This window comes from Microvirga sp. HS2, assembly GCF_055792805.1.
Window position 1 is genome coordinate 1 of record NZ_JBVVAJ010000042.1, and the last position, 23,216, is coordinate 23,216.

At 63.9% G+C, this 23,216-nt stretch carries 23 protein-coding genes and 1 pseudogene; 11 read left to right on the plus strand and 13 right to left on the minus strand.

The annotated features are described in order from the left end of the window. The first annotated feature begins 238 nt into the window (after nt 1-238). The gene (locus ACS5Q0_RS23790) at nt 239-637 is read left to right on the plus strand and encodes a hypothetical protein (RefSeq protein WP_473129133.1); all 399 of its coding nucleotides are present in this window, start codon (nt 239-241) and stop codon (nt 635-637) included. 296 nt (nt 638-933) lie between these two features. Continuing rightward, entirely contained in the window at nt 934-1,173 is a 240-nt protein-coding gene (locus ACS5Q0_RS23795) for a hypothetical protein (protein ID WP_473129134.1), read from the plus strand. Between the two features lie 144 nt (nt 1,174-1,317). On the opposite strand, the gene ACS5Q0_RS23800 is transcribed toward ACS5Q0_RS23795, so the two are convergent. The 3 genes from ACS5Q0_RS23800 to ACS5Q0_RS23810 form a co-directional block, all read right to left on the minus strand. Further along, on the minus strand, nt 1,318-1,608 hold the full coding sequence (locus tag ACS5Q0_RS23800) for a DUF6522 family protein (RefSeq protein ID WP_473129135.1): 291 nt from the start codon (nt 1,606-1,608) through the stop codon (nt 1,318-1,320). 45 nt (nt 1,609-1,653) lie between these two features. Continuing rightward, entirely contained in the window at nt 1,654-2,289 is a 636-nt protein-coding gene (locus ACS5Q0_RS23805; RefSeq protein WP_473129136.1) for a hypothetical protein, read from the minus strand. Nucleotides 2,290-2,739: 450 nt separating this feature from the next. After that, the gene (locus tag ACS5Q0_RS23810) at nt 2,740-3,246 is read right to left on the minus strand and encodes a hypothetical protein (RefSeq protein WP_473129137.1); all 507 of its coding nucleotides are present in this window, start codon (nt 3,244-3,246) and stop codon (nt 2,740-2,742) included. A gap of 347 nt (nt 3,247-3,593) precedes the next feature. Between ACS5Q0_RS23810 and ACS5Q0_RS23815 the strand changes: the two genes are divergently transcribed. Then, nucleotides 3,594-4,226, plus strand: coding sequence for a hypothetical protein (locus ACS5Q0_RS23815; RefSeq protein WP_473129138.1), 633 nt, complete (start codon nt 3,594-3,596; stop codon nt 4,224-4,226). A 165-nt stretch (nt 4,227-4,391) separates the two neighbouring features. Here the strand turns inward: ACS5Q0_RS23815 and ACS5Q0_RS23820 are convergent, their stop codons facing one another. The 6 genes from ACS5Q0_RS23820 to ACS5Q0_RS23845 all read right to left on the minus strand — a co-directional run bounded on the left by ACS5Q0_RS23820 (nt 4,392) and on the right by ACS5Q0_RS23845 (nt 11,952). Next, entirely contained in the window at nt 4,392-4,865 is a 474-nt protein-coding gene (locus ACS5Q0_RS23820) for a DUF1269 domain-containing protein (protein ID WP_473129139.1), read from the minus strand. A 65-nt stretch (nt 4,866-4,930) separates the two neighbouring features. Continuing rightward, entirely contained in the window at nt 4,931-7,774 is a 2,844-nt protein-coding gene (locus ACS5Q0_RS23825; protein ID WP_473129140.1) for an ATP-dependent Clp protease ATP-binding subunit, read from the minus strand. 24 nt (nt 7,775-7,798) lie between these two features. Then, on the minus strand, nt 7,799-10,195 hold the full coding sequence (lon, locus tag ACS5Q0_RS23830) for an endopeptidase La (RefSeq protein ID WP_473129141.1): 2,397 nt from the start codon (nt 10,193-10,195) through the stop codon (nt 7,799-7,801). A gap of 18 nt (nt 10,196-10,213) precedes the next feature. After that, nucleotides 10,214-10,618 carry an Hsp20/alpha crystallin family protein gene (locus ACS5Q0_RS23835; protein WP_473129142.1) on the minus strand — a complete coding sequence of 135 codons (405 nt, stop codon included), beginning with the start codon at nt 10,616-10,618 and terminating at the stop codon, nt 10,214-10,216. 44 nt (nt 10,619-10,662) lie between these two features. Beyond that, nucleotides 10,663-11,256, minus strand: a complete 594-nt coding sequence (locus ACS5Q0_RS23840) for a Dps family protein (RefSeq protein ID WP_473129143.1) — start codon at nt 11,254-11,256, stop codon at nt 10,663-10,665. Nucleotides 11,257-11,424: 168 nt separating this feature from the next. Further along, nucleotides 11,425-11,952 (minus strand): DUF1269 domain-containing protein, encoded by a 528-nt coding sequence (locus ACS5Q0_RS23845; protein WP_473129144.1) that lies wholly within the window; start codon nt 11,950-11,952, stop codon nt 11,425-11,427. A gap of 154 nt (nt 11,953-12,106) precedes the next feature. Here ACS5Q0_RS23845 and ACS5Q0_RS23850 point away from each other — a divergent pair, with 154 nt between their 5' ends. From ACS5Q0_RS23850 to ACS5Q0_RS23860, 3 genes are read left to right on the plus strand one after another with little or no spacing between them, the layout of a single operon-like run. Further along, the gene (locus ACS5Q0_RS23850; protein ID WP_473129145.1) at nt 12,107-12,652 is read left to right on the plus strand and encodes a hypothetical protein; all 546 of its coding nucleotides are present in this window, start codon (nt 12,107-12,109) and stop codon (nt 12,650-12,652) included. Nucleotides 12,653-12,681: 29 nt separating this feature from the next. Further along, complete coding sequence (locus ACS5Q0_RS23855) at nt 12,682-13,020, plus strand: hypothetical protein (RefSeq protein WP_473129146.1); 339 nt, start codon at nt 12,682-12,684, stop codon at nt 13,018-13,020. 51 nt (nt 13,021-13,071) lie between these two features. After that, complete coding sequence (locus ACS5Q0_RS23860; protein ID WP_473129169.1) at nt 13,072-13,311, plus strand: hypothetical protein; 240 nt, start codon at nt 13,072-13,074, stop codon at nt 13,309-13,311. On the opposite strand, the gene ACS5Q0_RS23865 is transcribed toward ACS5Q0_RS23860, so the two are convergent. Both ACS5Q0_RS23865 and ACS5Q0_RS23870 read right to left on the minus strand, forming a co-directional pair. Next, nucleotides 13,209-13,871 carry a DsbA family protein gene (locus tag ACS5Q0_RS23865; protein WP_473129147.1) on the minus strand — a complete coding sequence of 221 codons (663 nt, stop codon included), beginning with the start codon at nt 13,869-13,871 and terminating at the stop codon, nt 13,209-13,211. The two genes, ACS5Q0_RS23860 and ACS5Q0_RS23865, sit on opposite strands and share 103 nt — an antisense overlap. A 170-nt stretch (nt 13,872-14,041) precedes the next feature. Continuing rightward, the gene (locus tag ACS5Q0_RS23870) at nt 14,042-14,203 is read right to left on the minus strand and encodes a hypothetical protein (protein ID WP_473129148.1); all 162 of its coding nucleotides are present in this window, start codon (nt 14,201-14,203) and stop codon (nt 14,042-14,044) included. Between the two features lie 280 nt (nt 14,204-14,483). Here ACS5Q0_RS23870 and ACS5Q0_RS23875 point away from each other — a divergent pair, with 280 nt between their 5' ends. Continuing rightward, entirely contained in the window at nt 14,484-15,551 is a 1,068-nt protein-coding gene (locus tag ACS5Q0_RS23875; RefSeq protein WP_473129149.1) for an AI-2E family transporter, read from the plus strand. Nucleotides 15,552-15,613: 62 nt separating this feature from the next. Here the strand turns inward: ACS5Q0_RS23875 and ACS5Q0_RS23880 are convergent, their stop codons facing one another. Then, the gene (locus tag ACS5Q0_RS23880; protein WP_473129150.1) at nt 15,614-16,291 is read right to left on the minus strand and encodes an HAD family hydrolase; all 678 of its coding nucleotides are present in this window, start codon (nt 16,289-16,291) and stop codon (nt 15,614-15,616) included. An 805-nt stretch (nt 16,292-17,096) separates the two neighbouring features. Between ACS5Q0_RS23880 and ACS5Q0_RS23885 the strand changes: the two genes are divergently transcribed. The 3 genes and pseudogenes from ACS5Q0_RS23885 to ACS5Q0_RS23895 all read left to right on the plus strand — a co-directional run bounded on the left by ACS5Q0_RS23885 (nt 17,097) and on the right by ACS5Q0_RS23895 (nt 20,193). Then, nucleotides 17,097-18,743, plus strand: a complete 1,647-nt coding sequence (locus ACS5Q0_RS23885; protein WP_473129167.1) for an MFS transporter — start codon at nt 17,097-17,099, stop codon at nt 18,741-18,743. 28 nt (nt 18,744-18,771) lie between these two features. Further along, a pseudogene (locus tag ACS5Q0_RS23890) lies at nt 18,772-19,740 on the plus strand (dihydrolipoyl dehydrogenase family protein); the annotation flags it as partial. Nucleotides 19,741-19,824: 84 nt separating this feature from the next. Next, entirely contained in the window at nt 19,825-20,193 is a 369-nt protein-coding gene (locus ACS5Q0_RS23895; RefSeq protein ID WP_473129168.1) for a hypothetical protein, read from the plus strand. 87 nt (nt 20,194-20,280) lie between these two features. On the opposite strand, the gene ACS5Q0_RS23900 is transcribed toward ACS5Q0_RS23895, so the two are convergent. Beyond that, on the minus strand, nt 20,281-21,114 hold the full coding sequence (locus tag ACS5Q0_RS23900; RefSeq protein ID WP_473129151.1) for an ABC transporter ATP-binding protein: 834 nt from the start codon (nt 21,112-21,114) through the stop codon (nt 20,281-20,283). A gap of 480 nt (nt 21,115-21,594) precedes the next feature. On the opposite strand from ACS5Q0_RS23900, the gene ACS5Q0_RS23905 reads away from it, so the two are divergent. Next, nucleotides 21,595-23,130, plus strand: coding sequence for a glycosyl hydrolase family 79 N-terminal domain-containing protein (locus ACS5Q0_RS23905; protein WP_473129152.1), 1,536 nt, complete (start codon nt 21,595-21,597; stop codon nt 23,128-23,130). Nucleotides 23,131-23,216: the final 86 nt, after the last annotated feature.

Here is a 23,216-nt window from a genome sequence, read left to right on the forward strand (position 1 = left end):
TTCAGGTGGAAGGTCCTGAGAACGCCGCGATCTTCAAAGACCACAACCCCGAGAAGTCGGCCATGTCGACCAGCGGTCACTGACCGAAGTGATCCGATCTGATGAAAAGTCCGGGCCTGACCCGGACTTTTTGCGTCTCGCGTTTTTGCGCCAGGGCAACGAAGTCGGGACCGACATCTGTCCTCCTGTCGTCACAGGGCAACCACCGCCACCACCTTAAGCCCGACGGAGACCGCTGATGAAGCCCGACCTGCGCGAGATCGCCGCCTCTCCCGGGCAAGGCACCCCACCTGCCCCCTCGCCTCTGCTGGTGCGTGTGCGCGCCGTCATGGACACCCTGGACCTGGACTGCCGCTGCCGCGGCAAGCTCGACGCCGCTCTGGAGCGGTTCGAGGCTCTGGAGAACCGGCGCCAGCTCCGCGGCCTGATCCTCGACGCCCGCCACCAGGCGGAGCGCATCGGGGCGCTGCTCGAACTCGTCGGCGAACTCGACACGCTCTCGACCGACGAGGCCGATCTGAGCGTCTTCCGGGAGATCGCGCTGTTGTTCGAGGACATCAGGGCGGCGGCGACGCGCGGGGCCGAGGACATGGTCCGGGCCGGAGGCCTCGAGCTGCATAGCGTGGAAGCGGCCTGACCTGCCTCCGGTGCGCCGCTTGCCCCTGGCCGAGCGAGGAGCTCATCCCGTGTCTTGTTGCTCGAAACTCATGTGCCTGCGGATAAGGCCATGTTTTAGTATCCAGCGCCATTGGCGTGGGAGGATCAAATGGCAGCTAACAGGCACGCGTCGTACGCTGGGTCTGGATGCCATGCACCGGCAGGATACGGTTACCTGAGATTACCCTCGCCGCCGTTCTCGCCAGCGCGGTACTCATTGCCCAACAACCCGTCGAGAGCCACAATATTTACGCCGGCGTCTACACCAGACAGGGGGTGCCGTGCTGCAACGACCGCGATTGCGTACCCGCCCCGTTCCAGGTCACACCGGACGGTGTCGGGATGCTCGTGCGGGATATCTGGTTCAGTGTTCCACACTGGTACATTCTGTACCGCGCCCTGCCGGGGAACACGACGCCTTACAGAAGTCACTGGTGCGGCGCGCTTGACCTCGTGCCAACAGATGGCGTGAACACGCTGACCCGCTGCGCGATTCTGCCGCCGCATGCCTCGTAGGCACCCGCAGAAATCGCGAACAAACTCACGAAGGAGCTTGCGGGGCGATGTCGTGAGCTCCTGGGAACGGCGGGACAATTAAGGACAGGGAACCCGCCAAGTCTGCGCCACGCTTAAAAGAGTCAGCCCTTCGGAGGGTTGGTATCACCGGCCCGGCCTGCGCAGGGCTCCTGGCAGGGGCCGGAGGCCATAGTCGATGCTGGAGAGCTGCAGGATGCGCCCGACCGCGTCGACGACAAGTCGCAGCCGCCGTCCGGCATGGAAGAACGTCAGCCTGAAGCGGCCTTCATCCTCGCCAATGCCGCGCTCGCATCGGCTGGTGATCGCCCCGCCGCGGAGCAGTTCCGGTACCCGTGACGGCTCCACGCCCAGGCCCTCGCCGAGGACTGAGGCGTCAATCTGGATCGTGCCGTCCTGGATCTCGATCTCGGGCATGTGAATTCCCTTCACTGATAGGGTGGGACAGAGGCCGAAGTTTCTTCAAGCCGCCGACACCGACACCCGGTCCAGTACGGGCGTCAGCCGAATCACCTCCGGATCGTCGCCATGGTCGATCAGCAGCTGTTTCACCCGGTCCTGCCACAGCCGCCGGAACTCTTGGGCCTCCTCCGGGGAGGCCGCGTTGCCGAGAACGCGCTGGAACAGCAGGCGCGTATCGGCGTGCAGTGGCACGGCGGCGGCATTCAGGCCTGCGATGACACTCTCACCCGTGTCGCGGCGGGTAAACCGGATCTCCCCGTCGAAGTCCACCCCGAAGGTTAGCCGATCGGAGCGCTCGAACTGTCCAGCGATCCCCTTAAAGCCGCCCTCCCCGGCGGCTCCGGTCAGGAGGGTGGCCACCGACGCCATCACGCCGGCCACGCCATCGGCGGCCTCCTGGCCCAGTGCGATGTCGATGTCGCCCCGCACCGGGATTCGGCCCGAGTACAGATGCCTGAGAGCGCGCAGCGTCATCAGATAGGCGCCGGCCACGGTCGGGCACGAATGCCCGGCCAGCTTGACGGCATCGAGATAGGTGTACTCGACCAGCCCGTCCTTGGTCGCGCCGAGGAAGGCGCTCAAGGGATCGTACAGGACGAGACGGGGCGCCTCATCAAAGAAGCCTGGGTATTGCATCGTCGTCTCCGGAGATTATGGCCCTGCTTAGCCCAATCCTGCGATCGGCTCGTTGCGCTGGCTCAACGAGGCTGATGGCTGCCGGTCCCGGACTTCCTCCGGTCGGGGCCGGCCCGCTGCCTCCCTGGACTGCTCCAGCGGAGCCCATCCTTGGATCCACGGCATGGCATATCGGGTGGGTGGAGAGGGGTTCCCAGGTGCTCCGGCTCCGGGGCGAGGCCGAGGCAGCCAAAGAAAACACCGGTTTGTCCCGGCAGCATGTCCCTCAAGGAGTGTTGCTTCCCCACTCCGGAAGGTTTCATCGGACACAAGGTGGCCCCTTCCAATCGCGTTGGCCTGCGGGCATGCGCCTTGGCTGTGGAAGGCGGCACCAACCGGCCGGCCATTGGGCGGGCCGGGCCCCGGGCTGGCCCATCCCTCCCGTCAAAGGCTGGCATCCTGGACGGAAGTTCAGAGGACCGCAGCGAGCCAGCCATGCACCTTGGCAAGTAGCGTGTGCTCGTCCGTTGAGGTGCGCGAGATGGCCGTTTGCTGCACATCCTCCAAGCGCACCCTCACCTCCTCCGGTGCGACGGCATCGGCCTGTCGTCCGATGGCCAGCACGCCTTCGAGGATTGCCAGACGCTCCCGGAAGGCCAGACGTAGGCGCAGGCGTGCATCAATGTAGACCTCGCGTTCCCGTTCCACCTCTGGCGTGTCGGCACAGGCCAGGCGGGCCGCGAAGCGCAGCAGAAGCTGCCGCTCCGCGTCATTGGCTTCGTCGTTCAACTGCATGGCCAAGGCGCAGATCGGGCGCGAGAAGCATTCCGGCATGTCCTGAACCGACCAGACACGCCGGTACGGAAAACCGGCCGCGACAATGGCGGCCTCGTTGACGCACGTTCCGCCATCCTTACCCGGAAAGGTGTGCGAGCCCCGTTTCAGCTTCCAGTTCAGGATGTGATCAAAGTTGTCCATGGCGGCCATCCTCGTGGCGCCCCCACCCGGGAATGGTGGTTCTCAGTCAGCAATCCTGTCAATCGGGCAATCTTCCTTGAAGGGCCTCTGGCGAGGGCCGGCCGTCTGGTAGGGCCTGACCTTTTGCAACTTTGCGCGTTGTCACAGGCCCCATCGCCCGGCGACAGCCGCACGGTTCGTGCATCGGCGGGGCTTGCCGACCGGAGAGGCCCATCCATGCCCACCCTTGCGTTTGCCGCTGTGATCGCAGCCCTCCTGTTGGCCGTCATCCACGTGATCACACCTTCACTGCGCTTCCTTGAGGGCACCCGCGCAGCATCTGGCTGTCCCTCGCGGGCGGCGTGTCGGTGGCCTATGTCTTCGTCCATCTTCTCCCAGAGCTTGCAGCGGGGCAGGAGAAGGTCAGCCGCGTGGTTCAGGCAAGCGAGACCTTTGCCGAGCGCCACGTCTACCTGATCGCCCTGGTGGGGCTGGCTGTTTTCTACGGCCTCGACCGGCTCGCCAAGACGTCCCGCTGCCAGCGGGAGGGGACACCCGTCCAGCCCGGGTGGGGCAGCGAGGCGGCGGCCAGCACCAGCCCGAAGGTGTTCTGGATCCACATGGGCTCGTTTGCGATCTACAACGCGCTGATCGGCTATCTCCTGCTCCACCGGGAAGTGATGACACTGCCGGCGCTTCTGTTCTTCGCGGTAGCAATGGCCTTGCACTTCCTGGTGACCGACTACGGCCTCAACGAGGACCACAAGAAGCCCTACCGCCACGTCGGCCGCTGGGTACTGGCGGCCTCGGTTCTGATCGGGCTCGGCATCGGCTGCGCCGCCGAGATTTCGGAGGCAGCCGTCGCCGTCCTCACCGCCTTTCTGGCCGGCGGCGTGATCCTGAACGTGCTGAAGGAGGAGGTGCTGAGCGAACGCCAGAGCCGCTTCTGGGCCTTTGCGGCCGGGATGGCCGGCTATGCGGCCCTCCTGCTGACCCTTTGAGGGATCCCACGGGAACAAGGTCAGCGCCAACGGCCACCCCAGAGGGTTCTGTCGCAAACTCAGTTTTTACTTGTCGATACTGGCAAGCTCGCGCTGGCTGGTTGTTGTAGCATCAACAGCTTAGCGCCGCCGTGACCAAAAGTGGCGCCGAAAAACACCTATACTTCAAGTTTGCGACGGAGCCATCAGATGAAATGCCGGACCGCCGCGCACGATCATGCCGCCGATGTCCTGTATGCGGGCCGCGAGCGGCGACGGACCGTTCTCGGTGATTTCAGCAACCAGCGCGACATCACCGGTCTTCAATGCGCCTGTGATCACTTGCCGAAACCCTGTGCGGTCGTCCTCAGCAATCAGATCCGCAGCCTGTCCGACCAGGGCTCCTCCAATGGCCCCGATCACGGCTCCGGCCGGGCCGATCGCCAACCCGGCAACAGCTCCGATCAAAGCCGTAACAGCGGTCCCGATGGGACCCTCGTCGGCCAGTCGCCTGGCTTGAAGGCGTCCGGCCGCATCCTTTTCGATAGCAGCCAGCCCGTCCAGGGCAATGCTCCCGTCGGCCTGGAGATCCTTCAGGATCCGAATCCCTTCGGCCGCTTGGTCCTCACCAGTAAAAACCATGGCAACCAGTTGGCTCATCGTCCCCTCGCTTTCTCTTACCGTCGGCAAGCAGGCACCAAGTACTGACCCAGGCCAGCCCTGTTTTACTCGGCCGCCTCATGCGCGCCGGGTGACTCTGATGGTTTTCGCTCGACCTCAACCGAGGTATCAGTTTGCTCAGCGGCCTCGGCTTTTGCCTGTGTCTCGAGCACGACCTTCTGCTGCTGGGGATCCCAGCGGGCGAGCACCCGGTCGCCTTCATGAACTTCGTTCGCCAGCATGGAACGGGCCAGCTGGGTCTCCAGCTCTGACCGGATCAGGCGGCGCAGTTCGCGGGCACCGAACTCCGGCCGGAATCCCGCCGCCGCGAGGTGATCGACGAGGCTGCCGTCGATGACGAGATCCACCCCCTGACCGTGGGTGGTACGTTTCACCCGCTCCAGCTGCATCTCGACGATGGAGCGGATCTCGCCGCGGGCCAGGGCATGGAAGACAATGATCTCGTCGATGCGATTGATGAACTCGGGCCGGAAGTGGCCCCGCAGGACGTCCATCAGCTCGCGCTTGAGACGAGCCTGATCGTCCTCGGCCGTGCCACGGATATTGAGGTGGCGCTGGATGATATCGGAACCCAGGTTGCTGGTGGCGATGACGATGGTGTTCGTGAAGTCGACCACGCGCCCTTTGCCGTCGGTCAGCCGGCCATCGTCGAAGACCTGTAGCAGCACATTGTAGACGTCCGGATGAGCCTTCTCGATCTCGTCGAGCAACACCACCGAGTACGGCCTGCGCCTAACTCGCTCGGTGAGCTGTCCGCCTTCCTCGTACCCGACATAGCCCGGAGGCGCGCCGATCAGTCGAGCCACCGCATGCCGCTCCATGTATTCCGACATGTCGAGGCGGATCATGGCGTCCTCCTCGCCGAAGACCGTCTCAGCGAGAGACTTGGCGAGTTCGGTCTTACCGACGCCAGTCGGTCCGAGGAACAGGAAGGTCGCGATGGGACGGCTTCCCTCGCGCAGCCCCGCGCGGGCGAGGCGCACTGCGTCGCTCACTGCCCTGACGGCCTCCTCCTGGCCGATCACGCGCTGATGCAGACGCTCCTCCATGTTCACGAGCCGCTGACGCTCTTCCGTGGTGAGCTCGTTGACTGGCACGCCCGTGAGCTTCGAGACCACCTGGGCGATATGCTCGGTGCGAACCTCGGTGGAAGCCGAGCCACGCTCGCGCCGCCAGCGCTCGGTCGCGTCCTGCAGCTCCTTCTCGCGCTCCTCATGCTGTTTTTTGAGCTCTGAGGCGCGGTCGAACTGCTTACGGGAGGCGGCGTAATCCTGCTCGCGCTTGAGCTGGCGCACCTCGGCCTCCAGCTCCTGCACGTCAACGGGCCGTGCGGTCGCCGAGATCTTCACCCGGGCAGCCGCCTGGTCGATGAGATCGATGGCTTTGTCGGGCAGGAAGCGACCTGTGATGTAGCGGTCGGACAGCTCCGCTGCCGCGATGATCGCATCCTCCGTGATGGTGACCTTGTGGTGAGCCTCGAGCGTATCGCGCAGGCCGCGCAGGATCATGATGGTCTGCGCCACCGTCGGCTCGGGCACGAAGACCGGCTGGAAGCGGCGTTCGAGAGCCGCATCCTTCTCGATGTGCTTCTGGTATTCGTTGAGCGTCGTGGCGCCGATCAGGTTGAGCTCGCCGCGGGCAAGCGCAGGCTTGAACACGTTGGCGATGTCGAGCCCGCCTTCGCCGCCGCCTTGGCCGGCGCCGACGATGGTGTGGATCTCGTCGATGAACAGGACCAGCTCGTCCTCGCGCTCGGTGACCTCCTTGAGGATCTGCTGCACGCGCTCCTCGAACTCGCCGCGATACTTGGAACCGGCAACCATGGAGTTGATCGACAGTTCCACGAGACGCTTGTCCCGGAGGCTTTCCGGTACCTCGCCCGCAATGATGCGTTGAGCAAGGCCTTCGACGATAGCGGTCTTGCCGACGCCGGGCTCGCCGATCAGCACCGGGTTGTTTTTCTTGCGCCGGGCCAGCACCTCGATGGTGGTCTCGATCTCGCGGGCGCGACCGATCACCGGGTCGAGTTTGCCCTCGCGGGCGAGTTTGGTGAGATCGCGGGAATACTTGTCGAGATTAGGCGTGTTGGTGGGCGTCTCGACCCGGCCTTCCTCGGCGCCGCGGCCGACCACCTTGGTGACCTGCTGACGGATCGCCTGGGGCGTGAGCCCATAGCGGCGCAGCACGTCGGCCGCGATGCCTTCTCCTTCCTCTGCAAGGCCGATGAGCAGGTGCTCGGGGCCGACATAGGAGTGTCCGAGTTCGCTGGAAGCCGAGAAGGCGCGGGAGAGTGCGTCCTTCACCCGGGGCGATACGCCGATCTCGCCGCCCTCCTCCGGGTTGAAGTCGCCGCGCGGGCTTTCCTGGACGATTTGGTTGCGCAGGTCGTCGAGCGAGACCTTGAACTGATCAAGGATGGTGCGGACGACATCGCTTTCGGTGAGCGCCAGGAGCAGGTGCTCGGTGTCGACCTCCTTGCGGCCGAAGTCGCCGGCCCGGCGAGCCGCCGCCTGGAGGATATCCTCTGCATGTTCGCTCAGGCGGTCGGCGACGTTTGCGGCGGCTCCGCGGCCACGGGCGCGACCACGCCCGGGTCGCACCGGAATGGGCGCCCCGCCGCCGTCGCCGGTGTCGGCAGCTTCATCGGCGCGATCGCTCGGATCTCTGAGCGGACTGCCACCAAAGAACTCATCATTGAAGAAGTCGTCGAACAGACTGCCGCGCCGGCCAAAGAGGGATTCCAGCGGCGAACTCGAGTGTTGCTGGCGTGCCAGGCGACGGTAATCGATGTCGCACAGCTCCATCGTCTCGCGGTGGCCGTTCCTGACCACCTGCGCCCGAACCGTGGCCGGCCGGATGCCGCAGATATCACAAATTCCATCAGCCATGGCTCATCTCCCGAGTTGTATTCCTCATTCGGCCGCTGCCGGGACATCGGCCGGTTTCTCTTCAAGGGCCGCCGCAACGGCGTCGTCGACCCGCTCCAGCCAGATGAATTCAAGCCTTTTGCGAGTATCGTCCGGGATATCTGCCTCATCACGGCGGTTGCGAGCCGGCAGCATGACGCGTGTGAGACCAGCGGCGGCGGCGGCAACCACCTTCTCCTTGATTCCGCCGACGGGGAGCACGAGCCCGCGTAGGCTGATCTCGCCGGTCATCGCCGTATCGCTCCGGACTGTGCGGCTCGTCAGCAGCGAGACCAGGGCAATGTACATTGCAACCCCGGCACTCGGGCCGTCCTTCGGCGTCGCTCCAGTGGGAACGTGAATGTGAATGTCGCTTGCGACAAAAACGGCCTCGTCAACTCCGAGCGAGGCGGCGCGGGTTTTGACAAGACTGAGCGCAGCCTGAGCGCTTTCACGCATGACGTCGCCAAGCTGTCCCGTAAGGATTAGGTTGCCTTTGCCGGGCGTGCGGGTTGCCTCGATGAACAGGATGTCGCCGCCGACCGGCGTCCAGGCGAGGCCGGTCGCCACGCCCGGAACGCTGGTGCGCATGGCAACTTCATTCTCGAAGCGGGGTGGCCCGAGAATCTCCGGGAGGTCTTCCACCATAATGTGGACCCGCTCGGCGCTCCCCTCGGCAACCCGAACAGCAGCATGTCGTAAAGCGGTGCCGATCTCGCGCTCCAGATTGCGAACGCCCGCCTCACGGGTGTAGCCCTGAATGATCCGACGGAGCGCCTCGTCGTCGATCTCGGCCTGATCCGGTCGGAGGCCATTCGCTTTGAGCTGGCGGCCTACCAGATAGCGCCGTGCGATCTGGAGCTTCTCCTCTTCCGTGTAGCCGGCAAGGCTGATGACTTCCATCCGGTCGCGCAGGGGACCGGGGATGGGATCGAGCATGTTCGCCGTCGTGATGAAGGCTACGTGGCTTAGATCAAAGGCGACGCCCAGATAGTTGTCGCGGAACGTCGCATTCTGCTCAGGGTCGAGCACCTCCAGCATGGCAGCGGAGGGATCGCCTTGAATGCCTCGCCCCATCTTGTCGATCTCGTCCAGCATCATCACGCAGTTACGGGCCTTTGCCTTGCGGATGGCCTGGATGATATTGCCGGGCAGCGCTCCGATGTAGGTCCGGCGGTGGCCTCTGATTTCAGCTTCGTCATGGACGCCGCCGAGGCTCACCCGCACGAACGGGCGCCCCATCGCACGCGCGATCGACTGTCCGAGTGAGGTTTTGCCGACGCCGGGCGGACCGACGAAGCAAAGGATTGGCGCCTTGCCCTGCGGTGCGAGCTTGCGCACGGCAAGATATTCGATGATGCGGGCCTTGATCTTCTCGAGGTCATAATGATCGTCGTCGAGAACGCGCCGCGCCGCGGCGATGTCGATCGGTTTCTCGTCAGGCAACGCCCAAGGCAACTCAATCAGCCAGTCGAGATAGGTTCGGACCATCCCCGCCTCGGCAGCCGCTTCCGGCATCCGCTCGTAGCGGCGCAGCTCCTTGCGGGCCACCTCCTCGACCTCGGGTGGCATGTTCGCTTGGGCAATGGCATCGTTGAGTTCGGCGACCTCCTGGGACCGGCCGTCCCCCTCCCCGAGCTGGCGCTGGATCGTGGCCATCTGCTCGCGCAGGATGGCCTCGCGCTGACGCTCGTCAAATGCCGCCTGGGTCTGGCGTCCGATTTCCTGTGTCAGCCGCAAGACTTCGAGCCTTTGGGCCAAAAATCGGGAAACCCTGTCCATCCGGGTGACAAGGTCGATTGTCTCCAGGATTTCCTGCTTTTCATCCGGCCCAATATCGAGATAGGCGGCAACCAGATCGCTCAGGGCGGATGGGGAGGTGGCGCCCTGGACGGCGCCGACCAGTTCCTGTGGGACCTGTGGCAGCAGTTGGAGAGCCTCGAGCGCCTGTTGCCGGAGGTGAAGAAACCGCGCTTCGATGTCGGGCGTGCGATTTTCCGGCTCCTCGATCCGCTGGACGCGTGCGGCGAAGAATGGCCTTTCACGCACGAACTCGATCACGCGAAAGCGCTGCTCGCCTTGCAGCACGACGTGGTGAGTGCCGTCCGGTGCATTGATGTAGCGCAGGATATTCGCGACCGTGCCGGTGCGGTGAAGGTCAATCGCTGATGGTTCAGCCCGTTCAGGATCCCGCTGCATCAGAATCCCGACCTGACGCTCCTCGCGCATGGCCTGCTGTGCGGCAGCGATGGAGGGTTCGCGTCCGAGGACGAGCGGAAAAACCGTTCCGGGGAACAGGACCGTGTTGCGCACCGGAAGGATGATCAGGTCATCTGGCGGCAGGCTGGACACTGAAACGGTTTCGGGAGCAGTGGAACGATCTGTCTCTGGGCCATTGGACATGGGCGTCTCTCCGAGGGCTCAGCTGGCCTTGAGAAGGCTGACGATCAGACAGCCGTTGGCGGCGCTGCGTCTGACCGCTGCATACCGTCCCGGCGGCAGGGGCACGTGCCGTTCGAAGCGGCCCTGTGGAAGCTCCAGTCGATGGATGACGGCTGTCTGGAGCTGCGGCGGCAGGACGCGGTGACCGGCCACAAGAAGGGATCCGTCCTCGATCACGGTTTCGACGTGCTCGGGATCCACTCCCGGCAGGGCCACCAGGATCAGGACCTCGCGCTCCAGTTCCAGCACATCGACCGGCGGCTCCCAGGCGGCTTGCCGCGCTGCCGGCCGGGGCTGAAAGATCTGCCGGTGCAGCCGCTCCGCACGGGTGAGGGCCGCAATGGCCTCCGACCACATCCAGCCCTGAGGATCGTCGTACTTCATTGCCGCCTCCCGGCCCAGGCATGAATGGCCAGAATTGGGTCCGATCACGCGCGCACGAGCGGCGTGTCGACCAAGTGCTCGACAAGGAACCAGGCCTCAAGTTCGTTGGTGCGGATCACCTCCGAGACGATCAGGTCGTTGGTGCCGTCGTCGCCCTGCTCGGCTGTGCGCGCCGCGGCATCGTGAGCATCGATGAGGATCATCTCATGCGCCTCCAGCAGCCGCGAGAGCATGGCGGGCACTTCCTCGCAGCCATTGGGCGCGCGTGGGATTCGAGTGATCTCCGCCACGTGCCGTGGGTCGCCCACGGCAATGCCGCCGAGCGTCTGAACCCGCTCGGCAACCTCGTCGATGAGCTTGACCTGCTCGCCGGCATGTTTGTCGAGCAAGAGATGCAACTGGTAGAACGTGGCGCCGCGCATCAGCCAGTGATGCTTCTTGTACAAGGCGTACAGGATCTGCGTGTCGGCGAGGATCTGGTTCAGCCGCTGGCACGAATACAGCCGGGCATCATAGGAAAGTCCGAGCGGGAATTGCCGCACGGTGCCGAACCCTTGGATCTCCCGGCCCTCCTGATGCAGCCAGGGCTGGCTGCTCTGGGGCGCTGACTCGGTTCCGGTTTTCCGCAAGGTTGCCATTGTCATTGTCCTTTCGGCGCAGGGTTTGTCCACTGCTGACTGGTTCGGACAGCCGAGGATGGACTGGCCCCATGGTCTGTGCCGACCGTCGGATTTGTGCCGAACCGCGACACCATCGCTGCGTGGCTTGGGTTCAGGGTCCGTCCGACAGCGTCTTTGGTCCTCGGCCTATGCTGGATGGGCCGCTGTAGATTGCTTGTCTGCTCCCGAGAGGGCAGCTTGCAGCCGCGCCTCCTGTTCGGGCGAGAGGGAGGTGCGCAGCACGTGCCCCTTGAACTTTGACAGTTCAGCCAGAACCTTCTCGGGCTGGGCCTTCCGGACAAGAACGAAGAGAGCCGAGCTGTCCGTCTTGAGCGTCCCGGCAAGGGACCGGATGAAGTCATCATTGATGCCGTAGTCGATCGCCGAGCCTGAGAGGGCTCCGGCAAGCCCCCCGATTGCAAAGCCTGCCAGCGGATTGAGGAACAGCAGACCGATAAGCGAGCCCCACATGGCTCCGGACAGACCGCCGGAGGCGGCGCCAAGGCTGGTGAGGTTGACGCTCTGCTTGAGCTGGACTTGACCATCTGGCTGGCGGATGGCGATAACCGCATCCTCCAAGTCGATGAGATATTCCTTCTGAAGACGCCTTAACTCGGTCAGGACGCGATCCGCCTCTTGCTGCGTGTCGAAACCGATCACCACGAGTTCCGCCATGGTCGAACTCCGTGCTTGAATGGGCAGCGAGTTAAGCCGTGCCCGAACGAGGGTGTTCCAGCCCGCCGTCAAAAAATCCGAGACCCTTCTTCCCATTGACCATGGGAATGCCGAAATCTGTACCTGTACTCACTCTGCTATCGGAGGCGCGATCATGCCGGATAGAGAGCAGGAACGGGTGATCGGCGTTCTTCCCTCAGCGGCGGCGCTGCAGGCTGCCATCGACCGCCTGGAGCTCGCTGGTTTCGACAGGGCCCAGTTCGGGGTGCTCGCACCACAGGCGGCCGTCGAAGGCTGGCGCCGCCACCCAACCGCGACAGCAAGGGACGTCGCGCGGAATCCAGCGGTCCCGACCGGCGCCTACATTGAGCCGGAGAGCGAAGGCGCGGCCGCGGGCGGCCTGATCGGCGGCTTGACTTATCTTGGCGCGGGTCTCGCGGCCGGAGGCATTATTCTGACCGGTGGCAGCCTGGGGATTGCCCTGGCAGGCGTTGCCGCAGCGGGCGGAGCGGGAGGTCTGCTCGGAGCGTTGCTGGCCTATGGTTTCCACCACGAGCATGCCCGCTCCATCCATGATCAGCTTGAGCACGGCGGGCTCGTGCTCTGGATCCAGCCCCGAACCGCGGAACAGCGGGACCTCGCCCAGGCCGAGCTCAAAGCGGCCGGTGCGCTGGAGGTCCTGACCCAGACAGGAAGCTGACGCTTAGTCCCACAACAAAGGAGCCCACCATGGGCTACGCAGGTTATGGCAACCACTCCGAGCTGCCTCCATCCCCGGACGGATCGCAGGAACCGCTCCCGCAGGAAAGCCGACCGGGTGGGGTGGCACCGGCCGCGATTCCCCATGAGCCGGGAGGAGCGGATCCACTCCGTGAAGTCGAGGCCGAACAGGCCCGGTTCGCCAGGATCGAACCGGGCCTGACGCCGCCCTGGCACGAAACCAGCCCACATCGGCGCGACGGCAATCCGACCGTATCGCCCGAAGCGACCCGCGAGATCTCGACCCCTGCAGAAGGTGCGGGGCCTTTGCCCACCGAAGGCAATGACGTCGATCCCGGATTGGGATGAGGCCAGCTCCACGCGAGGATCGGCGCTCTCGCAGACGATGAGGAGATCACCATGAACAAGACTGACAAGCGATCCGGCCCCGACCAGCCGAACGTGCCGGCTGAGTATCCGGATCCGAAAGCGGCCGATCGCCCGCCCCGTCCCGATTCCGAGGATCGCCCGGGCTTCGATCTCGGCGGCTCGGATGGTCAGGAGACGGCAGGATCGGGGCTTGGGCCCGGCGAGGATGCGTTCGAGGATCCCGCCAAACGGGATCTTCCCCGACGTCCTCCCTCGACCACGAAGGATTGAGGTGCACGATCGGCCGGAACCGACATTATCCTAGCGATTTGACACGGCCTGCTGGCGCCGGACCGCCAACAGGCTCTCCGGATCCACAGAGCCGTCATAACGCTGTCCATTGACGAACAGCGTCGGCGTCCCGTTGACACCGCTCCGAACGCCGCTGAGGAAATCCGGCGAATGCGCTGGACATGGCTGCCGCCGAGGGCATCCAGCAAACCTCGTTCCCCGAGGCCCAATTGCTCGCCATAGGCGACCAGACTCGGATCATCGAGGGCCCCCTGGTTCTCGAACAGCATGTCGTGCATCGGCCAGAAGCTCCCGGCAACCGCGGCTTCCTCGGCGATCTCGGCCGCGTGTTCCGCGTGCGGGTGAATATCGGTCAAGGGGAAGTTGCGGAACACGAAGCACAGGTCATCCGCCATTTCGTTCTGCACGAGCTTGAGAATGCCATAGGCCATGCCGCAGGCCGGGCATTCGTAATCGCCGTACTCGACCAGGGTGACCGGTGCCGTCGCAGGTCCCTGCGTCTTGTCCTGCGGGCCGACAGGAGGTGTCAGATGAGCCATGTCAATTGCTCCACTTTGTCCGAGCCACCAGTCAGGGTGGGACGGCCGGGATCGTCCTTAGGTGCTACCGGCCTTGCTCAGTTGCTCAAGGGCCGTCACGACCCCGTCGGCACCCGGATTGATGCCGACCGGCGACACATAATGCCAAGCAATGAGACCGGCACGGTCGATCACGAAAGGGCCCGCTCGGAGGTGCCCTCATGGAACCGGTAAGCCTCGTCGCTGCGGGACACGGCTCCCTTGGGCTCGAAGTCGGCGAGCAGCGGAAAGTGAAGCTTGCGCCCGCGTACGAACGCCGCGTGGCACTGAACGCGGTCAACGGAGATGCCCATCAGCTCGGCGTCGCAGCGTTGGACATCGTGAGTTCTCCCTGCGCCGCCACAGTGATCCAGCCGCTTTGCCAGCTGTCGGTTCGAATGACGATTTGGCGCACATCCCAAACAGGCGCCACATGCCCCTGTAGGAAGGCTTTGTTGCGGTGCTCCCAATTGACGGTACGTCAGTTGATAACCATGAGAACGCCACAACGTAAGAGCCCTGAATTTAGGCTCGAAAATCGTTCCGCGTTTGCAGGCGAGGTGTCATAAAGGCCTTGCTTCATGGGGAATGGGCATGCGCTCACTGGAAGACCAAGCCTTCCTGCTGCTTCTCGTTATCGTATCGATCGCCTTCGCCTGGGTCCTTTGGCCGTACTACGGCGCGGTTCTCTGGGGGCTTGTCGCGGCGATCGTGTTTATGCCGCTCTACCGGCGCCTGTCACGCGCGCTCCGGCAGAACCGCAATTTCGCGGCTCTCGCGACAGTCCTGATCATCCTGACGCTGGTGATCTTACCGCTGACGCTGATAGTCCTCTCTCTGCTACAGGAAGCATCCAGCTTGTATGCGAGGGTCCAGTCGGGAGAGCTCGACATTGGCCAGTCCTTGCGGCATGTCCAGAGCGCCCTGCCCGGGTGGGCAAACGACCTGCTGAACCGCTTCGGACAACCGGACTTAGGCGACGCCGAGAGCAGGCTGTCCGCTGGGCTCGTAAGAGGCCTTCAACTGCTCGCCACCCAGGCCGTCAACATCGGCCAGAGCACATTCGACTTCATCGTCGGATTGGGCGTGATGCTCTACCTGTTGTTTTTCCTTCTGCGGGACGGGGACCGCTTGTCGAGGCACATCATTGAAGCCGTGCCGCTGCGCCCCGACCAGAGGCAAACGCTGTTCCGCAAATTCACCGTCGTCATCCGGGCTACGGTCAAGGGGGATGTTCTCGTCGCGCTCGTGCAGGGCGCCCTCGGAGGGCTGATCTTCTGGCTGCTGGGTATTCCTGCCTCGCTGCTGTGGGCGGTTCTGATGGCCTTCCTGTCCCTGCTGCCCGCATTTGGTGCGGGCCTCGTTTGGGCTCCGGTCGCAATCTACTTTCTAGCCACTGGGGCTGCGGCCCAGGGGCTCATCCTCATCGCCTATGGCGTGCTGGTGATCGGTCTAGTGGACAACATCCTGCGTCCAATCCTCGTCGGCAAGGACACCAAGATGCCCGACTATGTCGTGCTGATCTCGACCTTGGGCGGCTTGGCGTCGTTTGGGTTCAACGGCTTCGTCCTTGGCCCCGTTATCGCAGCCATGTTCATTGCGGTGTGGGACATTTTTGGCGCATCACGACGGGCGTCGCAACAGGATGACCCTGACGCCTGAGAGCCTGGAGAGGCGCCACCGTCGGCCATCGCAGGACTGAGGTGGGCGGAAGGCAGATTGCCTCACCGCCTTCCGCCCGCCTCGTCGATATGTTTCAGCAGATCAGCTGGATCCTCGTAGACCCGGTAGGCGCTCGCGCGGTAGAGCTCGTCCTCCCCATAGCCGCCTGAGAGCAAGCCCACCCCGAGTGCACCGGCTCGGCGGGCGGCCAGCATGTCCCAGATGCTGTCGCCGACCACGCAGGCGCTCTCGATCGGATGCCCGAGCGCATCGGCGGCTGCCAGGAAGAGGTCCGGGTCTGGTTTGGCATGCCTCACCTTGTCGCGCGTGATGACGGGCACCTTCGCGGGGTCAACGCCGAGGTTCCTCAAAACAGGTCCTGCCGTTTCGATTCGGCCGCTCGTTGCGATGGCCCAGGGAATGCCCGCTTCGGTCAAGTAGGAGAGAAGCTGACGAGCGCCTGGTAGCGGCCGGATGCTGCCGGAGCGGCGATTATACGCCTCGGCATGAAATCGCCGCAGCCGTTCGATACGCTGAGGCTCGATCGCCAGCCCGGTCTCACGCAACAGCATGTTCGTGAAGAGCCCGCCCGACATCCCGATCTTGCGATGGATGCGCCAGACCGAGAGCTCAATCCCGTCAGCTTCCAGCGCCTCGTGCCACGCCAGAACATGCTCGTAGACGCTGTCAACGAGAGTTCCGTCAAGATCGAACAGGAAAGACACTCGATGCTGATTCATGGTACTTCTGCCCTCAGGAAATTGCGCAGGTGGAAAGCCGTGGCTCAGCCTGAACGTGCCCGTTACAGGTCATCCTTCACCGTGCCTAAGGTGGCTCCGCTGCAACCCGCTCGACCCTTCCGCCACACGCCGCCAACCGGGAGACTGTCGAAGTCTGGATATGAACACGCCTTGGCCAGCGTCTGCTGAAAGATCATCGCTTTGCCCTTCTCAGAGCATCTGGACCGACACTAGGATGCGCTACAAATCTTCAGAACGGGTGAACCGAATGGCGCCGGAAATCACCGTTCCAGGACTACCGCTATCCTGTAACACGAAGAATGCCCATGATCCTCATCATGGACATCACAATGCGCCTATATCATGGAAGCGATGGCACCCTCATCTCGACATATGGCCTGCTTGTAAGCCGGGAAGCTGAGCCAACAGAGAGTCGGCCTTTGGGTTATCCGGACGAAAGCCGAAGCTTGCCGTCTCGTTTGAGGACTATAGAGTTGGATGAGAGGCGAAATGGGTAGGATGGCGCGAATTCTCTGGAAGTCTTGATCGTCCTGCGGCGCGTCCTGTGTGCCGCATACGTGCGTTGGGTGTGAGTGGAGCATTGCAGGAAGGCGACGATGATTGCCATCAACAAGCCGTAGTTTCACCAGTTTATCGTCTGCGTCTCTACGGCCTTGCTGCGGGACTTCTAGGATGGACGGCCTCAGGACGAGGCGCAGGTCCGTTTCGGGCACTTGCCACGTTCGATCAGCGCAGTGTCCACATCGCCGAGTTGCGTACCAACCCGATCATCCGGGGCATGCGTATGGCTCGAGCAGAGCACTCTAAACCCCTCGTAACGAACCGGGCTTCACCGTGGGCCCCCTTTCGGTATCGAGCCTATGCGGTAATCTGGACCGCGACGCTTGTCGCCAACATTGGCTACTGGATGTACAGCGCTGCTTCAGGCTGGCTCATGACCAGCCTGGATACCCATCCGTTGATAGTATCGCTGGTCCAGGTCGCTGCCAGCCTGCCGATGTTTCTCTTCGCCCTTCCGGCCGGTGCCTTGGCCGACATCGTCGACCGACGGTTGTTCCTGATCAGTGTCGAGATTGGGACCACGGTGAGTGCTACCGTCCTTGCCGCACTCGTCTCTTTTGACTTCATGATTCCGGCTTCGCTGTTGTTGTTTGTGTTCCTGGCTGGAACAGGCTCAGCCTTAGGAGCTCCCGCATGGCAATCGGTCGTGCCGCAGCTGGTCCCGATGGAAGACCTACCAGCCGCCGTGGCGGCCGACAGCGTCGGCATTAACATCAGCCGCGCCATCGGCCCTGCGCTCGGTGGCGCTCTCATCGCGATTATCGGACTTGCGGCACCGTTCTGGGTGAACGCCATCGCCAATCTGGCGACCGTCGCAGCCTTGCTTTGGTGGCGCCCGCCACCAAAAATGGCAACCCACCTTCCGGCTGAGCGGTTCGCGAGTGCCATTCGCACGGGCTTCCGCTATTCGCGAAACAATCTGCCTTTGCGGGCGACCCTGAAACGAGCGGCCGGGTTCTTCCTGGTCGCGAGCGCGTACTGGGCGCTGCTTCCGCTCGTAGACCGGGTCCAGATTGCCGGCGGACCGGAACTTTACGGCCTTCTTCTTGGTGCAATCGGGGCTGGGGCGATCGCAGGTGCATTTGCGCTGTCCGGAATTAAGGCCAAACTCGGTCCAGATCGGATCGTTGCCTCAGGAACGCTCGGCACCGCGATGGCTCTCGTGCTGTTCGGGCTGGCGCGAGAGCCCGTCATGGCTATGACGGCGAGCCTTATCGCCGGCCTATCCTGGATCAGTGTCGTGGCAACCCTCAACGTTTCCGCCCAAGTCGCTTTGCCGGACTGGGTGCGCGCTCGCGGGCTGGCGATCTATGTGACCGTCGTTTTCGCTGCGATGACGATTGGCAGCATCATCTGGGGCGAACTCGCCGCGCACAGGGGGCTCCCTTTCACGCTCTACATCGCGGCAGCCGCCGCCGTCCTAGCCGTTCCCGTGTCGTCGCGCTGGCGGCTCCTGACGGCGGCTGGGCTCGATCTTGCGCCCTCCATGCACTGGCCGCCGCCGGTGGTGGCCCAAGAGTTCGAAGGCGATCAGGGCCCGGTTCTGATCACCATCGAGTACGAGGTCCTGCCCCAGCATCGCGATGCATTCCTCTTGGCGATGGAGGCATTATCCCGCGAGCGCAAGCGCGATGGCGCCTATGCATGCGGGGTGTTTGAAGATGCGGCCCATCCCGGACGCTTCGTGGAGACCTTCCTGGTCGATTCCTGGCTTGAGCACCTACGCCAGCACGAGCGCGTGACCAACGCGGACCGCTGTCACGAAGAGAAACTCTTGCGGCTAACACAGGGGATCCCACGTGTCACACATCTGATTGCAGCCTCACCAGCCCCGCAACCGCCAAAAAGCCGTGAGCCGGGTCCAGGTTGATGCTCATGCCAAGCCTGCGGAGGCTGCCATGCGTGAGACTGAGACAGTCGAGAACCTCATCCTTGGCGGCGGTGAACCAGGCAAATACATTGCCTGGGACCTTGCGGCGCAAGGCCGCCGAACCGTCGTGGTCGAGCGCGGCCTGATCGGCGGATCATGTCCGAATATCGCCTGCCTGCCGAGCAAGAACGTAATCCATAGCGCCAAGGTGGCGGACTTGCTCCACCACGCCTCCGCCTACGGCCTGCGAGCTGATCCGGTAGCCACCGACATGGAAGGAGTGCGCGAGCGCAAGCGTGCGATGGTCGCGGACCTAGTCGAAACCCACCGCAAGAAGTTCGCGGCCAAAGGTCTCGACTTCATTCTCGGCGAGGGCCGCTTCGCCGCGTCGCGTACGATCGAGGTATCCCTCGCGGCGAGCGGAATACGGCGGATCCAGGCCGAGCACGTCTTCCTCGATCTCGGTACCCATGCGTCAGTTCCCGATATCCCTGGGCTGGCCGACGCTTCTCCCATGACCCCGGTCGAGATCCTTGAGCTCGATCGCCTGCCCGAGCACCTGACCGTGCTCGGGGGCGGCTACGTCGGCGCGGAGTTCGCACAGGCTTTCCGCCGCTTCGGCTGCCGAGTGACGGTCATCGAGCATGGTCCTCAACTCATGAGACATGAGGATCCCGATGTGGCTGAGGCGGTCCGGGCGATCTTTGAGTAAGATGGCATCGAGGTCATCCTCGGCGCCGCGACAAAAGCGGTTGGTGGCCGCTCCGGCGTCACGGTGCGGTTCCGGATCACGACACCGCAGGGCGAGCGGTCGATCGAGGGCAGCGATGTCCTGGTGGCGGCCGGGCGCACGCCAAACACGCACGGGATCGGCCTCGACCGTGCCGGCATCGAACTCGATGGACGAGGGTATATCAAGGTCAACGAGCGCCTCGAGACGACTGCGCCCGGCGTCTGGGCCATGGGCGAGTGCGCCGGCAGCCCGCAATTCACCCATGCGGCGTTCGACGACTTCCGGATCGTGCGCGACAATCTGGCCGGCGGCGAGCGGACGACGCGTGGCCGCCTGGTGCCCTACTGCATGTTCATCGACCCCGAACTCGGGCGGGTCGGGCTGAGTGAGATCCAGGCGCGACAGCAGGGCGTCGAGGTGCGGGTGGTCACATTGCCGATGACCTCGGTCCTGCGCGCCAAGACCCTCGGCGAGACGCGCGGCTTCATGAAGGTGCCCATCGATGTGCGCAGCGACCGCATTCTCGGCTTCACCATGCTGGGCAGCAGCGCGGGCGAGGTCACCGCAGTCGTGCAGACGGCGATGCTGAGTAAGCTGCCCTACACGGCCTTGCGTGACGCCATCTTCACCCACCCGACCATGGCCGAGGGACTCAATGTCCTGTTCACGAATGTGCCGGCCCGGAAATCTCAATCTGCGATACCTTATCCCAAGTGAGGAAACTGGCAGCTGGCTGACATCCCCCGCCGCCAGCTGCCCGCGGTCGCTGCCGGGTGCATGCTGGCCAAGAGCGGCGGAGAGAAGCTAAATCCACTCGGCGATCTTTCGGTGGTGAACACTGGCCTGTGAGGCGCTTCTGTAGAATACGGTCAACTGACGCGCGGGATCGGACAGGCGTTCGAAGCCAGACATAAACGCGACAACGGTCCCAATCGTTGTTTTACCTTGAATCACCAGATAACCCCCGATCAACAGGGCACCAAGAGGCGCCAGGGCATTGAGCAGGTTCATCGCGTTCTTCCCGGCGAACTTCAGAAGGTAAATCCGCATCCGATTGTCGTAGATGCCGTCGATCTCCTTGCCATCTCCGTCCCCTGCAGGGTCTCCGGTCGAAGCGACGCGATCGCCCAGCCGCCGCAGAAGGTCGACCCGCATCGCCACCAACGGATTGATGGCGTGCTGGACCCGAACGGCAATCAGGACCTGCGGGACGAGCAGCGCGAAACCGACGCCCATGATCAGCGGTTCCACGAAGGCCAGATAGCCGACGATGAACACGAGTGTCGCCACTTGGACCATCGGCTCGGACACACCCTCGCCGACAAACCCGCCCACCTGCTCGATTTCCGAGCCAATGATCGATACGGCGCGACCACCGGGATCCGATCCCATCGTGGCGCGCCTGCTCTCGTGGATGCGCGCGAGGCGTTCGCGTGAATCGCGAATCGCGCTCTCGCTGATCCACCCTTGATATAACTTCAGGCCGAACTTCAGGGCGCTCTGGCCAAGGATGACGACGAGATAGACGCTCCCGAGCGTAAGAAGGACAGATACGTCAGCACCGCTGATGCCACGATTGACGATCTGCCGCTGAAGCTCGAGCGGGACCGTGCTGAGCGCCGCGATCAGGAGCGCCATCCCACACAGCCCGATTTGATGCCGACCGCTCATAAACCAGATGTATTTCGGAAGCGACTGCGCGGGTGCGTCGTCCCTGGTTCTTTCGACCGTCCGAGGTGGCGGGGGGTATTCCATGGCAATCGCGTCCGGTGGAGGCCACGGGTCTGAGCGAGGTTGGGGCGCGACCAAACAGACCCCCAACACGAGGGTTCCCTTGGTGTCGCGCTTGAGAGAACGCGTCTGTTGGCGAAAGGTCACGAGTCCCTTGGACCTGCAACACCGTGTCGGCCGCAGCATCTCGGACCGGCAGGTTCCTGAGCCATGCTCGGCGGCGAACCCTTCCAGTTGCGGATCGGATTTGTGCCGGAACAGCTGCAGGCATCTTCCGTTGTCTTGGCTAATCTTCCGTGGAGACGGGCGATGAGCAGGGATTGGCCGCGTGGGTCTTCCACCAGCATTGTGTTCGCATCCCTAGCGATGACATTGGGAGGTCCGGCCGTGGCCCAGACCCTCTCCCTGATGCCGGCCGGCATGCCGAAGATCGGCATGGTCGACGAGCGCTACCAGTCCTACAACGTCGAGATGCTGGAGGTCACCGGTGGCAAGTTCTGGCGGCCCTACGGCCCGGAACTCGAAGCCGCCCTGCGCCAGCCCGCACCCTCGTCCGCATCCCAGTCGGGCGGTGACACCCCCGCCGGCATGAACCCGACCGTGTACGAATACCGACCGCCCATCGACCTGGCCGATCCACGGCTGCGCAAGCTGGCCGCTGCTCTTGGACCAGCCTATGTTCGAGTCAGCGGAACCTGGGCAAATACCACCTATTTCACCGAAACGGAGCAGGCCCCCGCGAAGCCGCCGGCCGGCTTCGCGGGCGTTCTGACCCAGCAACAGTGGAAGGGCGTGGTCGACTTCGCCAAGGCGGTCGACGCGGAGATCGTCACCTCGTTTGCCACCGGCGTCGGTACCCGCGATGCCAAAGGCATCTGGACCCCAGAGCAGGCGAAGCGGCTCCTCGACTACACTCGCTCAGTTGGCGGTCGCATTGCGGCGGCGGAGTGGATGAATGAGCCAACGCTCGCCGCGATGGGCGGAGCACCGCAAGGTTACGACGCCGCTGCTTACGGGCGCGACTTCAAGCTGTTCCGCGCCTTCGCCGACGAGGCTGCTCCGGACATGATCGTCCTCGGACCCGGCTCGGTCGGCGAGACGACGGGCGACTGGGGCGTCATCTCGGGCTACGGCAGCGCGGAGGTTCTGAAGACACGTGAGCTGCTGGTCGCCTCGCAACCGGCTTCTGTCGACGCTTTCTCCTACCACCATTATGGGGCAGCCTCTCAGCGCTGCGCCCCAGCCGCCCAGACCACCCGGGAGGCGGCGCTCACGGAGGAGTGGCTCGGGCGCACCGATCAGACACTCGCCTTTTACAGGACGCTGCGGAACCGGTTCGAGCCCGGCAAGCCGTTCTGGCTTACCGAAACCGCCGACGCGGCCTGCGGCGGCAACCCGTGGGCCAACACCTTTCTCGACACTTTCCGCTACCTGGACCAGCTCGGCCGCCTCGCCAAGCAGGAGGTCAGGGTTGTCGCCCACAACACGCTGGTGGCGAGCGACTACGGTCTGCTGAACGATAAAACCCTGGAGCCGAAGCCGAACTATTGGGCGGCGCTGCTGTGGCGGCGGCTCATGGGCCCGACCGTGCTCGAGACCGGTGTTCCAATCCAGGAGGGCTTTCATGTTTATGCCCATTGCCTGCGTGGGACGCCCAGAGGCGTTGCGCTGCTGGCGATCAACAACAGCCGGACGCAGCCGAGTGCGGTCGAGATCCCGAACGCGGCGGACGGCTACACGTTGACGGCACCCCAGCTGGAATCGGCCAGGGTCCGGTTGAACGGACAGGAGCTGAGGCTCGGGGCCCAGGACGAGCTCCCGGACTTGCGGGGCAGCCGCGTTCAGGCGGGGCGAGTTGAGCTCGCGCCGACAAGCATCACCTTCCTGGCCATTCCGGAGGCGGGAAATCTCAGCTGCCCGTAGGGCTGTCAGGTCCTTCGGGATCAACCGAGCCATCGCCGATGCCAGTGATGCTAGCCTAGACGGGAGGGGAGCTGGAAGGCTCCTCC